Source organism: Rummeliibacillus sp. JY-2-4R, from assembly GCF_053847205.1.
In genome coordinates, this window is the sequence record NZ_CM132623.1 from 3,711,838 (window position 1) to 3,726,396 (window position 14,559).

The 14,559-nt window shown below is 34.8% G+C and carries 15 protein-coding genes; 5 read left to right on the plus strand and 10 right to left on the minus strand.

The window, feature by feature from the left end:
* Positions 1–107: 107 nt before the first annotated feature.
* The 4 genes from ACWV26_RS18205 to ACWV26_RS18220 form a co-directional block, all read right to left on the minus strand.
* The gene (locus tag ACWV26_RS18205) at positions 108–803 is read right to left on the minus strand and encodes an alpha/beta hydrolase (protein ID WP_455896078.1); all 696 of its coding nucleotides are present in this window, start codon (positions 801–803) and stop codon (positions 108–110) included.
* 102 nt (positions 804–905) lie between these two features.
* Positions 906–2,276 (minus strand): UDP-N-acetylmuramoyl-tripeptide--D-alanyl-D-alanine ligase, encoded by a 1,371-nt coding sequence (locus ACWV26_RS18210; RefSeq protein WP_455896079.1) that lies wholly within the window; start codon positions 2,274–2,276, stop codon positions 906–908.
* Positions 2,277–2,298: 22 nt separating this feature from the next.
* Positions 2,299–3,369, minus strand: a complete 1,071-nt coding sequence (locus tag ACWV26_RS18215; RefSeq protein ID WP_455896080.1) for a D-alanine--D-alanine ligase — start codon at positions 3,367–3,369, stop codon at positions 2,299–2,301.
* Between the two features lie 404 nt (positions 3,370–3,773).
* On the minus strand, positions 3,774–4,535 hold the full coding sequence (locus tag ACWV26_RS18220; RefSeq protein WP_455896081.1) for a hypothetical protein: 762 nt from the start codon (positions 4,533–4,535) through the stop codon (positions 3,774–3,776).
* A 529-nt stretch (positions 4,536–5,064) separates the two neighbouring features.
* Between ACWV26_RS18220 and rodA the strand changes: the two genes are divergently transcribed.
* Positions 5,065–6,246, plus strand: a complete 1,182-nt coding sequence (gene rodA, locus ACWV26_RS18225; protein WP_455896082.1) for a rod shape-determining protein RodA — start codon at positions 5,065–5,067, stop codon at positions 6,244–6,246.
* A 111-nt stretch (positions 6,247–6,357) separates the two neighbouring features.
* Here the strand turns inward: rodA and ACWV26_RS18230 are convergent, their stop codons facing one another.
* Positions 6,358–6,495 carry an Lmo0850 family protein gene (locus tag ACWV26_RS18230; RefSeq protein ID WP_455896083.1) on the minus strand — a complete coding sequence of 46 codons (138 nt, stop codon included), beginning with the start codon at positions 6,493–6,495 and terminating at the stop codon, positions 6,358–6,360.
* A gap of 354 nt (positions 6,496–6,849) precedes the next feature.
* On the opposite strand from ACWV26_RS18230, the gene ACWV26_RS18235 reads away from it, so the two are divergent.
* Positions 6,850–7,158: a metal-sensing transcriptional repressor gene (locus ACWV26_RS18235; RefSeq protein WP_455896084.1), complete on the plus strand. Its 309-nt coding sequence runs from the start codon at positions 6,850–6,852 to the stop codon at positions 7,156–7,158.
* Between the two features lie 13 nt (positions 7,159–7,171).
* The gene (gene copZ / locus ACWV26_RS18240) at positions 7,172–7,381 is read left to right on the plus strand and encodes a copper chaperone CopZ (RefSeq protein ID WP_455896085.1); all 210 of its coding nucleotides are present in this window, start codon (positions 7,172–7,174) and stop codon (positions 7,379–7,381) included.
* Positions 7,382–7,439: 58 nt separating this feature from the next.
* On the opposite strand, the gene ACWV26_RS18245 is transcribed toward copZ, so the two are convergent.
* Positions 7,440–7,736 carry a hypothetical protein gene (locus ACWV26_RS18245; RefSeq protein WP_455896086.1) on the minus strand — a complete coding sequence of 99 codons (297 nt, stop codon included), beginning with the start codon at positions 7,734–7,736 and terminating at the stop codon, positions 7,440–7,442.
* A gap of 319 nt (positions 7,737–8,055) precedes the next feature.
* On the opposite strand from ACWV26_RS18245, the gene ACWV26_RS18250 reads away from it, so the two are divergent.
* Complete coding sequence (locus ACWV26_RS18250; protein ID WP_455896087.1) at positions 8,056–9,219, plus strand: MFS transporter; 1,164 nt, start codon at positions 8,056–8,058, stop codon at positions 9,217–9,219.
* A gap of 115 nt (positions 9,220–9,334) precedes the next feature.
* Here ACWV26_RS18250 and ACWV26_RS18255 read toward each other — a convergent pair whose 3' ends face one another.
* A complete protein-coding gene (locus ACWV26_RS18255) occupies positions 9,335–10,726 on the minus strand; it encodes an L-cystine transporter (protein ID WP_455896088.1) in 1,392 nt (463 codons plus the stop codon).
* A gap of 196 nt (positions 10,727–10,922) precedes the next feature.
* Between ACWV26_RS18255 and cls the strand changes: the two genes are divergently transcribed.
* A complete protein-coding gene (gene cls, locus ACWV26_RS18260; protein ID WP_455896089.1) occupies positions 10,923–12,380 on the plus strand; it encodes a cardiolipin synthase in 1,458 nt (485 codons plus the stop codon).
* Between the two features lie 112 nt (positions 12,381–12,492).
* Here cls and ACWV26_RS18265 read toward each other — a convergent pair whose 3' ends face one another.
* The 3 genes from ACWV26_RS18265 to yidC form a co-directional block, all read right to left on the minus strand.
* The gene (locus ACWV26_RS18265) at positions 12,493–13,236 is read right to left on the minus strand and encodes a M15 family metallopeptidase (protein ID WP_455896090.1); all 744 of its coding nucleotides are present in this window, start codon (positions 13,234–13,236) and stop codon (positions 12,493–12,495) included.
* 142 nt (positions 13,237–13,378) lie between these two features.
* Entirely contained in the window at positions 13,379–13,624 is a 246-nt protein-coding gene (locus ACWV26_RS18270) for a hypothetical protein (RefSeq protein ID WP_455896091.1), read from the minus strand.
* Positions 13,625–13,703: 79 nt separating this feature from the next.
* Positions 13,704–14,528 carry a membrane protein insertase YidC gene (gene yidC / locus ACWV26_RS18275; RefSeq protein ID WP_455898298.1) on the minus strand — a complete coding sequence of 275 codons (825 nt, stop codon included), beginning with the start codon at positions 14,526–14,528 and terminating at the stop codon, positions 13,704–13,706.
* Positions 14,529–14,559: the final 31 nt, after the last annotated feature.

The following is a 14,559-nucleotide window of genomic DNA, read 5'->3' on the forward strand; positions in this document are numbered from 1 at the left end:
CATCACTTCGGAGAGTCTTCACACAAAATGTATCCATTGCTTTCACTATTCTAACACGCGTAATGCTTTCATGCAATTATTTACTCTCATTCTAAATTTTCCGATTTTTATTTACAGCTATTTAGAAAATGCAAAGCTTTTTTAAACCACTTTTCTGCATCCTTACAATAACAAATAAGATGCTTTCCATCAGGGGAAGTAATCAACTCCTTTTTTGCGCTTGCTATTTTATTATATAAATATTTAGCTGTTGTATACGGTACAAGCTCATCTTTTTCTCCTTGTACTAGACATACTGGAACAGTAATTTTTTCGTAATAAGGAGATACTTTATGTACCAATCGTGTAAACTCAGCAGCTGATGAGATGGGAACATCAATTACTTTCCGTTCATATAGTTTAAAAAAATCGTTGTCCTTATGTTCTCCGTGTAAGGCGTCTAAAAATAATCCATTCAAATCGATCACAAACTGTTTTGTTCTTATATATCTTGCTGCAGGGCTCAATAGCACTAACGCCTTTACTTTATATCGTAATGCTATATACATAGCAATGATGCCACCCATAGAAAAGCCAACAATAAAAATTTCGTCTACTTCTTTTAATAGACGCTTATACGCAATTTCTGCATCCATCAACCAGTGCTCTGCTGTAAATAATTCTAAATTCAATTTCTCACCATGGCCTGATAATATAGGCACGTGAATGGTCCAATTAGTATTTTGTTCAAGATAATCTGAAAACGCTTTGATTTCATAAGCGCCACCAGTAAATCCATGTAGACACAGTACACCTATTTTCAACCAACTCATCTCCATCTTGAATTATTAAAAAGAGTACCTAGAAGAAACTAGTCTTCCCTAGGTACTCTTTTTTTAAACTTTCGCGATGTATGTTAATTCTTATTAGTTAGAGAATGCTTGCAATACATGTTCAAGTGCCATGCCACGTGAACCCTTTAAAAGAATAATAGAGTTCTCATTGGCATTTAACTTGATTTTTTCAATAATTGGATCATAACTTTTCTCTGACCAGACTAAGTTCTCCGGCTGTACTTTTGTTTGTAATTTTTCATATAACCATTTCATACGTGGTCCGAATAGGCATATTTGATGTATATTTGCTGGGTCAATGGCTTCTGCCAAATCCTCATGGAATTGTTGCTCCAATTCCCCAAGTTCCAACATATCACCTAGTACTACCCATTTATCTTGTCGCAAATTTGTTGATTGGATGAATTGTAATGCTGCACGAACAGAAGTCGGCGCTGCATTGTAAGCATCATTAACAAACAAAATGCCTTGACTTCCATTTACTAACTGCATGCGCATATTCGTCAAAGATACCATTTTCAATGCATTACGTATTTGCTCATCTGTTAAGCCTACTTCATGAGCAATTAATATCGCTATTAAGGTATTTTTTACTTGATGGCGACCAAGCACTGGAATAAAGAAATCACCGTTGACCACTCCATTTATGGTAAACGAACTACCATTTTCAGTCGATTCAATATTCGACGCCATTAAATCATCAGAAGAATTTAAACCAAAAGATAGTGCATCTAATTTTTCTTCTGCTGCTACCAATGGTTGAAGTAATGGTTCATCGCCATCATAGAAAAATTTACCGTCATCTTGAAGCCCTTGAATAATTTCAAATTTTGCTTTTGCAATGCCTTGGCGTGAACCAAGTGCTTGCATATGTGCTTCACCGATATTCGTAATTACTGCATATTTAGGTTTTGCCATTTTAGTCAAAAATTCGATTTGGCCATATCCATCCATACCCATCTCTAATATTGCAAACTCTGTATCTTCGTTTAACGATAAAATAGTTAATGGTAACCCTAATTGGTTGTTATAGTTACCTTCTGTTTTTTGAACCTTAAAATAAGGAGATAGTGTTCCCGCTACAAGGTCCTTCGTAGATGTCTTACCGTTTGATCCAGTGATACCAATAAATGTTGCTTTATGTTCTGCTCGATAACAATTTGCCATTTGTTGTAGTGCCATCTCAGAGTTATCAACGAAGATTAACGGCACATTTTTTGGAGGATTTGGCTCATCTTTTTGCCATAGTGAGGCTGATGCACCACTTTCGAATGCTTGTAAGACATATTTATGACCATTTGTATTTTCCCCACGAAACGGGATAAATAAATCTCCTTTTTGTAATGTACGTGTATTAATCGAAACACCTGTTACTACAATGTCTTCTTGTAATTCTTGATTACTTTTTAACCAATTAGCAATTTGCTTCAATGTTTTTTTCACAATAGATCACACTCAATTTCTTTTATTGGTAATGAAGTTGTTGCTTTTCTTCATGGCGTTCAATTGCTAAAGCAATAAGTTCTTCAATTAAATCCCCGTATGCTAAGCCAGTGTTTTGCCATAAAATTGGATACATACTTACTGGAGTAAAGCCAGGCATTGTATTGACCTCATTAATATATACTTCATCTTCTGCAGTTACAAAGAAGTCTGAGCGTACAAGACCTGAGCAATCTAAAATTTTGAATGCACGTATTGCCATATTAGACATTGTTACAATTACTTGATCCGTTACAGGTGCTGGAATTAATAAATCAGTTTTATCATCATTGTATTTTGAATCATAATCGTAGAAATCTGTTACGGGTTTGATTTCCCCTGGTACAGAAACTTTTGGTTCATCATTGCCAAGCACAGCCATTTCAACTTCACGTGCAACAATTCCTTGTTCTACAACAATTTTACGGTCGTAATTTAAAGCAATTTCAACTGCTTTTACTAATTCTTCGCGGTTTGATGCTTTGCTAATTCCAACACTTGAACCTAAGTTAGCCGGTTTAACAAACATTGGCCAAGTTAACTTTTCTTCCATTTTAGCAATTAACGCTTCTTGGTCTTTAGTCCATTCTTTGCGGATGAAGTATACATAAGGAACTTGTTTTAGTCCTGCTATTTCGAATAATTGTTTCATTATTACTTTATCCATTCCAGCAGCAGAAGCTAACACGCCATTTCCTACATACGGTAAATTTAATGCTTCTAGTAATCCTTGCACTGTTCCGTCTTCACCATTTGTTCCATGAAGTAATGGGAAAATCACATCGAATGGTTTTTCATTTTCTTCTAATAAGAAGCTAGAAATATCATTTGGTTTTGCTTTTTCTGAGTTTGCTCCAAATTGTAATTCCGAGATACTTTCTACAGGAGAAGCTAGTTGTGCACCTCTTCGCCATTCACCATCACGAGTGATGAAGATTGGAAATACATCATACTGATCAAAATGTAATGCTTGGATAACAGCCTTAGCAGTTGATAAGGACACATCATGCTCTGCTGATTTACCACCATATAATAAGCCTAATTTTTTCTTCATAGGTTTTTTGTTCCTCCAGATTTTTTCTATTCATAGTTTAGCACGAAGCTAATGGAATCATAAAGTGAAACTCCAATCAGCGAGGTTTTTTCCGCTGGATTGTTAGTTGAACCAATGGGCATTTACGAACAGTTATCTCCAACCTTTGCTTTTTTGGATTTTATAAAGTCTTCAGGTGGAGGGTACTGCTAAGTTAATGCGGGATAAAATGATTTCAATTTCCAAAAAGTATGTACCACTTTTCAAAAACATTGTTTTTATATCCTTAAAAAATAACATTTCTATAATAGCACTCTGAAAAAATAATGCATCAAAAATAAAAAGATTCCTACTTATATTATGTAGGAATCTTTAATACGTTATAGATAAAATCCAATAACAGGAAAAATAATATATAAGAGCTATTACTTATGGATTTCTAAAATTTCCTCAGGCTTTTTCTTTAAAATACTATTTAGATCATCCCATATCTCATCCGGGAAGTATTCATCCGAAATATTGCGTAATTCAATAACATAAGCAAGTCTTGGCTTTTCTATTTTATACAACGAAAATAATACACCATCTTTTACATCTTCACGAAAGTTCTTCATCATTTCTTCCATGAATTGCGGTGTCGAATTACTCACTCTTCTTCTCCAAAAAGTTGTTAAACGTTCTTTTTCTTGGATTACGTTATTAAATACCTGTGTAACTAATTTGTTCACATCTGTTAAATCGCGGAAGTATATTTTCGATGTTTTTTCTTCTTCACTTGATAAATAGACATACTTGTTTTGTAACTGATGATAAAACGGAGAACGGACAGGCTCTTTTTTGTGTCCTATATAAAGTAGTTCCGCCTGCTCCTGTGGTGTTAAGAGATTCAATTTTCGTTCATCAGAAAAATCAATCCAGCATAAATCCTTCTTTGAATCCATTGCTTTTTTCACAAACTTTGGTACACTTTTCTCTTCCACAAACTCTAACCGTGTATGCATATTAAAAGAGCCATCTTCGTATTCGTTTTTTAGTAGCAAAATATTTTGAAGAGGACCGACTGCAGAGACAAATTCACGGAAAGTTAAACCACTAAAAATAACAAATTGGTTTAGTTCGTTCATGTGTACATATAAGTGATGTATAAAATCGTCAGCAGCTCGCATCTTTTTTGCCAAGTCGATCACCTCATTTCCAATCTCATTATAAGACATTATAAGATGTTATTACGAATTTTGAAACATTTGTGTTTCGATTTCGTCACAACTTTGGACACATGCATGATACAATGAAATAAGCTAAAATTATTTAAAAGCGGAAGCGGCTTTTAATGATGATAGTCTAAGGGCGCCGCGTCCTGCGGCAACGACTATCTGACCCACATCGTGTGGGCCTCCGAAAAACATTGGAAGGCCCGACAGATGCGCATCTTTTAAGCTATCGACCGAGGGACTGTTTCAAAGAAGGTAGCCTAAAGGCGCCACAACGCGAGCGCAACTGCTATCGGGTACACATCATGTGTACCCTTGAGGGTCTAGCCGCTAGAGCTGGATAGTAATTTAAAAGCGGAAGCGGCCTTTTTAGGTAGATAGCCTAAGTTCACCGCCATAGCTGGAATTATTTCAAAAGCGGAAGCGGGTTAAGTGTGCACCCCTAGGTTCAGGCCGCTGGAGCTGGTTTATGCAAGTTTTAAATCTACTAATTTAGGTGACTATAATGAATTCAAAGAGAACTTTTTCCGATCGTTTTGACTGGACGCTCGCTTTTATAATGTTATTGTTTTGTATAGTCAGTGTGATGGCTATTACATCTGCACAATCATCTGGTCAATATGGCATTAATTTTGTGCCTAAACAGCTTTTTTGGTACTTTGTTGCAGCAGTTATCATCGCGGTGATGATGTATTTTGAACCTGATCAGTATAAAAAGATGACTTGGTATCTATATGGTTTAGGAATCTTCATCCTGCTTGTTTTAATGATTACACCTGGATCTTTAACAGAGCCTAGAAACGGTGCCAAAAGTTGGTTCCATTTAGGTTTTGCTGATATTCAACCTTCCGAGTTTATGAAAACATTCTTCATACTGGCTCTTGCCCGAACTGTAAGTAAACATCATGAAAAGTATTCGATGAAATCTATAAAAACAGACTTTATCCTATTAGGAAAAATTTTCATTGTGTTATTGGTTCCATTAGCCTTTATCTTAAAACAACCAGACTTAGGTACTGCACTTGTATTCTTTGCCATCACAGCAGCTATAGTAATTGTTGCGGGTATTTCATGGAAAATTATTTTACCCGTTGCTGTAAGTGCTGGTACTATAGGTTTCTCATTATTATGGATGGCTTTGTATATGCAGGACTTTCTTTCTACAAAGCTTGGATTCAGCCCTTATCAGTTTGCGCGGATCTACTCTTGGTTAGACCCCTATTCTTATTCTTCTGGAGACGGTTACCATTTAATTTCCTCTTTAAATGCGATTGGTTCAGGCGGAATTCTAGGAAAAGGGTTTAAACATAGACAAGTCTATGTACCTGAAAATCATACAGACTTTGTTTTTAGTGTAATTGGTGAAGAATATGGTTTTATAGGTGCAAGTGTTGTTATTTGTTTATTCTTTATCTTGATCTTCCATTTAACAAAACTTACTCTACAAATGAAGGATCCATTCTGTACCTATGTCTGTGCTGGCATTATTGCCATGATTACTTTCCATGTATTCGAAAATATCGGTATGACTACTCAGGTCTTACCAATCACTGGTATTCCCCTTCCTTTTATTAGTTATGGGGGTAGTGCGATGATGGGAAATGCATTAGCATTAGGTTTAGTATTCAGCATGAAGTTTCATCATCATACTTATATGTTTGGTAATCATGATGATGATGATTTCTAAGTATTTAAAAACAGCCATAAAAGAGAGTGATTAAAATCTCTTTTATGGCTGTTTCTTCTTATCTAGTAAAAACTTCGACAAGCTTGCCGAAGTTAAATTTCTACAACTAAATTAGTTTTGAGTTTGTGGAGATGATTTTGGTGGTGCTAGTGCTTTTAGTAATTCTAAGCGTGACTTAGTAGTCGTTGCCTTAACGCCAAGTTTTGATAAATTCGCAATTATTTTTGTTACATCTACTTCTCTTGACATACCTTTCCACCTCTTTATGTCTCATGTATTTTATATAACGCAACAACAAATAAAAAAGTTGCTGCTACTATTAAATAATAACCAAATAAGCCACTATGTATCCCTTATTATCATAACATTTTTTCGCGCTCTAAATTTTTCAATATTGTTAAATAAATATTATGGATTATTATCATACTATATACACGAAGGTCTTACAACTCCATTTTTATTAATGATTTTTTACCAATAGAACTTTTTCATCTAAGTTCATAGGAGTTTTTTCTAAATAAATTTATTCAATTTCTATACATATATCAAACGCTTCACATACCCCTATACAGTATGTTATGTTATAAACAGGAGGCGAGGTCTATGGATGAAGAATGTAAGCATAATTCTGTTCGAAAAAGTCATCACCCCGAGAATGTAAAAAAAGATTTAACTACTCGATTAAATCGAATTGAAGGACAAATTCGTGGGATTAAAGGGATGGTTGAAAAAGATGTATATTGCGATGATATCATTACTCAATTGTCTGCCACCCAATCTGCTTTAAATAGTGTAGCGAAAGTTTTACTTAATGGTCATTTAAAGGGATGTGTCAGAGATCGATTAGCAGAGGGTGATGATGCTGTTTTAGATGAACTAGTCATTACTATACAAAAACTAATGAAGAAATAAGGAGAGGTTAACTATGACTGAAAAAGTACAACTAAAAGTAGAAGGCATGTCTTGTGGACATTGTGTAAAAGCTGTCACTGAAGGTGTCGGAGAATTAGACGGTATTGAATTAGTAGACGTAAGTTTAGAAAAGGGATTAGTAGACGTCACATATGACGCTTCTAAAGTAAAAATAGATGCTATCAGTAATGCTATTGAAGAACAAGGATATGACGTGAAATAAAAACTTACTATTTATAAAACAAGAGGACATCGCAATTGTTGCATGTCCCCTTTTTCGTTTATTTTTTAACAATTCCATGCAATTCAGTTAAGCCGAAAAGACGATCTCCACTACGTAATGCAAAACCAAATTTAACTGTTGTATGTTGTTTTTCACCATTTAGGGTACTTGTCGCTTTATATACATCCATATTAACAGAATCAACTGCAACATCAGTATGGCCAAGTAATTCTAATTCTTGAATTACTTTAAATTTACGTGCAGGCACCAAATCAATTAGTACAGGAATATTCAAATCTAAAACGGATTCTGTACCTTCATTTGTTTTAATAGTAGCGATTGTTGTAATATCCATCGTTACGAAGACCTCCTTTATTATTCCACTTTATTATAGCACTATACAAATTCTTCGAATAAAAGTCTCATTATTGAGAGAATACATACATCAAGTGAGAAAAAGTTCAGCATTTATCAGGGGGAAAATAAATTTTAAGTACTTCCTCAATAATTAAATAAACTTGACTACATAATGTTTCATAGAAATTAAAATTTTAGCATTCAACTACCTTAAGTTTTATACTATTGTATATGTTTACCACAATTTTAGGTATGTTATTCTTTTTCCAAAGGTAAACTGTATTAGATTATATCTGTATATAGAAAGCAGGGTCTATATGAAAAAATCAATCATCTTGCTAATGTCAGTGCAATTTTTTGTTTACTTAGGATTTGGCTTAATTATTCCTATTTTGCCAGAAGTAATTGTTCAACAAGGGTTTGCTAAGATGCATGTTGGTGGATTGTTAACCATTTACTCTTTGGCTAGTTTCTTCACAGCTCCTTTCTGGGGAATGTTAAGTGACAAAATGGGCCGCAAAAAACTAATCTTAATAGGGCTTCTCGGATTTAGTGCTAGCTTTTTAATGATTTCATTATTCATGACATCATTAACAATGCTTTATCTTTCCCGCATTATCGGAGGATTATTCTCAGGAGCTTTATATACTGCAGTTACTGGATTCATAGGTGATATGTCTACAGAGGAAAATCGCAATAAGTATATGGGCTTTATGGGCATGTCAATTGGCCTTGGCTTTATCTTTGGACCTGCTTTAGGTGGTTTACTTGGAAAGATTTCTTTAAGTACACCATTTACAGTTTCATCAATTTTAATTTTCTTTTTAATGATTTACGCGGGTATTGTGTTAAAAGAACCAACTCGCCATGTAGAATCTTCGAAACGCTCGATCATCCCAAAAGGAGCTTCTACATTAGTAACATACCGTGTCCGTTACTTATTCTTATTTTCCTTTATGGTGACCTTTTTGCTAGCTGGTGTAGAATCTACTCTGCAGTTATTCCAAATGGAGAAGATCAATATCACTGCTACACAATTAGGATCTCTATTCCTTTTTAGTGGATTTGTAGATTTCATGGTGCAAGGTGGACTTGTTCGGCATATTAAAGATGGTGCAGAAACAAAATGGTTAGTAGGTGCTCAAGTGGTCACCGCAATAGGCTTATTAATGTTCCCATTCACACACAGCTTATGGTTTGCAGGCCTTGCACTTTGCGTCTTCACAGCAGGAAATGCATTGGCTCGAACATTAAATACTTCCCTCTCCTCTAAGGAATCAGGAGGACAATTTGGAACTGCAGCTGGTCTTTCATATTCTATGGATAATATGGGACGTATTCTTGGCCCATTATTCTTCACATGGATCTTAACAATAGAATCCAACTTTGTTTATGAAATTTCAGGCGCACTAGCATTGTTAAGTATTCTTATACTTGTACTATTTAATGCAAGTAAAAAAACATTACGCGAGTCAAAATAAATTCGTTGTTTAAAGAAATAAAGAGTAAAGAAGATTGTTCATCTTTCTAAATTTTAATTATAAAAAATCCCCGTTCCTTTTCGCCTATAGGAACGGGGATTTACATATATATAGATTAAGCTTCTGCTAAATCTTGAACTTCTTTAGAGTTATAAACCTCTTTATCTAATTCTCCTGTAATTCGTGCAGTTGTAACACCTGCAACCATCGAATCATTTACATTAAGCGCTGTACGTCCCATATCGATTAAAGGTTCAACAGAGATGAGTACACCTGCTAAAGCAACTGGTAGATTCATAGCTGAAAGTACAATGATTGCTGCAAAAGTAGCGCCACCACCAACACCTGCAACACCAAATGAGCTGATCGCTACAACAAGAATTAATGTTGCAATAAATCCTGGATCAAATGGATTAATCCCTACACTTGGAGCAATCATAATTGCTAGCATGGCTGGATATACTCCTGCACAACCATTTTGACCGATTGATATACCAAAAGACCCAGAAAAGTTAGCTATCCCTTCAGATACCCCTAAACGCTTTGTTTGCGTTTGGATATTAAGAGGCAATGTACCTGCAGATGAACGTGACGTAAAGGCAAACATTAATGCTGGAATAGCCTTTTTAATATATGTGATGGGGCTCATACCTGTTAATGCAATAATAATCATATGGATGATAAACATAATTGCCAATGCTATATATGAAGCAATCACAAATTTCCCCATATTATAAATGGCACCAAAATCTGAAGTAGCAATAGTTGATGTCATGATCGCTAAGATACCAAATGGAGTTAAACGTAATACAATTTTAACAACTTGCATGACAAGTGCATAAATTGCATCAATGCCTGTTTTAATCAAATCGGCAGTTTTTGCATCTTTGCGTTTTACTGCTAAATAACCGAAACCTAAAAACGCCGCAAAGATAACTACCGCAATTGTTGAAGAAGAACGTGCTCCCGTTAAATCCAAAAATGGATTAGCAGGTAATAAATCTAAAATTTGTTGCGGCATTGTTTTATCGCCCATGTCTTCTGTTTTTTGAACAATTTCTTGACCTCTCGCTTGTTCTGCATCACCTTGAACAAGTTGAGTTGCATCTAAGTGGAAGCCTAGTGCCGATGCAACCCCAACTGAAGCCGCTATTGCTGTAGTACCTACTAATATAATAAGAATAAGTGCTGCCATTTTACCAAAGTTTTTACCAGCTACTATCTTTGTAAAAGCAGAAATAATTGAGATAAATACTAACGGCATTGCAACCATCTGTAAAAGTTTCACATAACCTGAACCTGCGATGCTAAACCAATCTACAGACTTTAGTACAACTTCTGAGGTTGGACCATATGTGAAATGTAATATTAAACCAAATACTATTCCTAATCCTAAACCAGTAAATACACGCTTTGAAAAGGAAACATGTTTTTTATGCATAGATATAAGTAAACCAATGAGCAATAAAAGAATTACTACATTGAGAACAATCAAAAATGTATTCAATTTTTACTCCTCCTTAAAATTTGTTTAATTATTGTACAATAAGTACTATTCATACACTATATTAATTATTCCTATGGGTCAAGTAGGTTTTACGTAAAAGTTAAATTCCTGTGAATTTATGATGAGCTTCTAATACTTTCTTAATAGTTGTTATTTAAGTTATACTTATGGATAGATTACGGAAGTAGGTGAAGAAATGGATACTGCTGCTTTTACATCTATACTTGTTTCCACCACTTTGATTTTAAATATTTTCCTTGCTGCCATTATTATATTCTTAGAAAGAAAAGATCCATCTTCAACATGGGCTTGGATTCTTGTATTATTCTTTTTACCCGTTGCAGGATTCGTATTGTACTTATTATTAGGCAGGCAGCTACGAAAAAGACATCTCTTCCGATGGGAAGGACGAAAAAAAATCGGGATTGATAAATTAATCGATTATCAATTAGAAGCAATCCGAGATGGCACTTTCGAATATCGATTAAATGACGCAATGCTTTACGAAGATTTAATTCACATGAATTTAATAACCAATCATGCAGTGCTGACTCAAGATAATGACGTCACAATTTTTAATGATGGCAAAGATAAATTCAAAAGACTAATTAAAGATATTGAATCTGCAAAACACCATATCCATATTCAATACTACATTTTCAGACTCGATAATCTCGGAACCCGGATATTGCAATCATTAATAAAAAAGGCAAAACAAGGTGTACAGGTTCGTTTATTATATGATGAAATGGGTTCGAGAGGAGTTCATAAAAGACATTTCAAAGAACTAATTGAATCTGGTGGAGAAGTTGAAGTATTCTTTCCTTCGATTCTTCCACTAATTAACCCCCGTATGAATTACCGTAATCACCGAAAGCTTGTCATCATTGATGGTCGAATTGGTTATATTGGAGGATTTAATGTCGGCGACGAATATCTCGGATTAAAAAAACGGTTCGGATATTGGCGTGATACACATTTACGCCTTGAAGGTAGTTCAGTTCATCCAATGCAAACACGATTTCTGCTTGATTGGAACCAAGCTTCTAATACAAAGGATATTGAGTATGCCGATCACTATTTTCCTACCATTGCTCGTAAAGGTGAAGTCAGTATTCAAATCGTATCAAGTGGTCCAGATTCTGAGTGGGAACAAATTAAAAATGGTTATTTAAAATTAATCGGTATGGCTAAAAAGTATATCTATATACAAACACCGTATTTTATTCCAGACGATAGTTTTATGGATGCTGTACGAATTGCTTGTTTGTCAGGCATCGATGTTCGAATAATGATTCCCAATAAGCCAGATCATATGTTTGTTTACTGGGCAACCTATTCTTATGTTGGACAATTACTTAAAGCAGGAGCGAAAATTTACATTTATGAGAATGGGTTTTTGCATACGAAAATGATTGTGATTGATGATGAAGCTTCTACTGTTGGGACTGCAAATATCGATTTTCGTAGTTTTAAACTCAACTTTGAAGTAAATGCGTTTATCTATCATCGTGAGACATCACACCAACTTGCTGAATTGTTTGAAGAAGATATACTGTTATCGACCGAACTTACACCGGAATTATATGCAAATCGTTCTCGCATTATTAAAATGAAAGAATCTATCTCTAGATTGCTTTCACCTATATTATAGAAATCCACACTAGTTGGAGCATAGCTATTTTTCTAATTAATCATTTCAACTAAAAAAAGGGGCAAATCAATTATTGATTTGCCCCTTTTTTCTATAGTCTTTGATTTAAACCTTAGTATTTTATCCCTAAGTATTCTTCCAATGTTTCGTTTTTGTTGTATATTTCTGTAGCGATTTTTTTGCCTACGTAGCGGAAATGCCAAGATTCATGCATATATCCTGTTACGGCTTCTTTTCCTTTTGGATAACGCATAATGAATCCAAATTTGTGAGCGTTTTTTGCAATCCACTTACCCGCTTCTGTATCTCCAAATTTGTTGTCTGCAAAGTCTTCTTCGTTTCCAACTTCACCAATATCAAACGCTAAACCTGATTGATGTTCAGAATATCCTGGGCGAGCACTATAAGTATCAGCGGCTTCTTTACCGTCTCTCTTTACATAGGCATCATATAACCCTACTTGACGGTCATAAGATCGATATGTGCTAAAAGCATTAAATTGAAAGCCGTCTAATAACGCTGCAGCATTTAATTCATCAAATGCATCTCGAGCTTCTCTATCCCCACCAGGAGCAAAATCTGCTGGTAATGGATACTTTTTACTTACTACTAATATGCCTTGAATATATGTTGCTTTCTTTGGAAGTTTTTGACCTACAATGTATCCCCCTGCATCTACTTTAGGTTCTCTTTTAATGGCTTTTGTTGCAGTTGTATCATGCGAAACCGCTTTTTGCTCATTTTGAGTAGGCTCGCTTTCTGTTTTTTGATCACCACAACCTACTAGTAGACTACCTGAAAGAGCGATTATGGAAGCTAGAGCAGTTGGGAATTTTAAATTGTTTTTTTTATTCACTTTGTGGACACCTCTATTAAACTTTTGAACAAATCATATTATAAACCGATTCATGCTCAAAAATAATCCCATTAAATTATTTTCTCTTTACTATACGTAAAAACGGTATCATACAACAAGATGCATTGATACCGTTTTTATGTTAAAAGATAATAATGATTAATTCAACTAGAGTCGCAATCCCGAAGAAATAAGCTACACCTTTCATCCATTTCGCTTCTTTTTGATAGCCTTGTCTCGCCATATCCTTTGCACGGAATGTGTTGGTAATCGTAAACATAAGAGTTATGAATAATACGGCAAGGTTAAAGTTTTGTTTAATGACAAAGATGACAGCTAATATACTTGTAATTGCAACAAGTACACCTGACACTACTTTTGTGTTCAATGTATTTCCTCCTAATTACTTGTGTTCTATAATTGGCATGAAAAAATCGGGACAGCACACGCCCCGATTTTTACTTTTACTATTTTTTTGATTTCTTTTTAGCTGACTTAGCAGCTTGTTTTTCTGCTGGTGTAAGTTTCCGATCTTCATCCTGAACTTTTGCAACTTCTTTTGCTACTTTTTCCGGATGTTGTGAATAGAATTTACGACCAAGATATGTTTGGAAAATTAAAATCGCACCACTAACTGACCAGTAAAGCGGTAATGCTGCCATACTAGAGAATGAGATGAACATAATCATGATTGGTGAGATGTACATCATCATTTTCATTTGACTTTTTTGTTGTTCTGGAACTGTCCATAATGATACTTGTGCTTGAACGAAATAAACAACACCTGCAATAAGTGTCATAACAATATCCGGTTTACCAAGCTCGTACCATAGGAAGTGATGTGCTTTTACTTCGCTAGAGTACAAGATCGCATAGTACAAACCCATGATAATTGGCATTTGAATAATTACAGGAAGACAGCCCATATTTAAAGGATTGACGTTATGCTTTTTGTACAAGCCCATCATTTCTTGTTGTAAAGCCGTTTGTTCTTCTTTTGTTTTTGCTGCTTTTAATTTCTGTTGGATTTCGTCCATTTCTGGCTTCAATTTATCCATTTTCTCTTTCATGCCCTGTTGATTTTTATAATTTTTAAGCATGAATGGCATCAATATTAAACGAATAAGTACAGTGATTAGGATAATCGCTAATCCATAACTACCGTTAAATACATGATCACTGAAGAAATCTAACAGAAATCTCATTGGTTTTACGAAAGTACTATAAAAAAAGCCTTGTTGGTTTTTTACTGCATTACAACCTGCTAGCACGAAGGGTGCTAAACCAAGCATTGAGATTAACCAAAGTTTCTTCTTCAATATT

Coding starts and splice junctions, on each gene's coding strand:
- ACWV26_RS18215 (WP_455896080.1), bottom strand. CDS start 3,369: ATGAAGAAAAAATTAGGCTTATTATATGGTGGTAAATCAGCAGAGCAT.
- rodA (WP_455896082.1), top strand. CDS start 5,065: ATGAATTCAAAGAGAACTTTTTCCGATCGTTTTGACTGGACGCTCGCT.
- ACWV26_RS18230 (WP_455896083.1), bottom strand. CDS start 6,495: ATGTCAAGAGAAGTAGATGTAACAAAAATAATTGCGAATTTATCAAAA.
- ACWV26_RS18235 (WP_455896084.1), top strand. CDS start 6,850: ATGGATGAAGAATGTAAGCATAATTCTGTTCGAAAAAGTCATCACCCC.
- copZ (WP_455896085.1), top strand. CDS start 7,172: ATGACTGAAAAAGTACAACTAAAAGTAGAAGGCATGTCTTGTGGACAT.
- ACWV26_RS18245 (WP_455896086.1), bottom strand. CDS start 7,736: ATGGATATTACAACAATCGCTACTATTAAAACAAATGAAGGTACAGAA.
- ACWV26_RS18250 (WP_455896087.1), top strand. CDS start 8,056: ATGAAAAAATCAATCATCTTGCTAATGTCAGTGCAATTTTTTGTTTAC.
- cls (WP_455896089.1), top strand. CDS start 10,923: ATGGATACTGCTGCTTTTACATCTATACTTGTTTCCACCACTTTGATT.
- yidC (WP_455898298.1), bottom strand. CDS start 14,528: ATGCTTGGTTTAGCACCCTTCGTGCTAGCAGGTTGTAATGCAGTAAAA.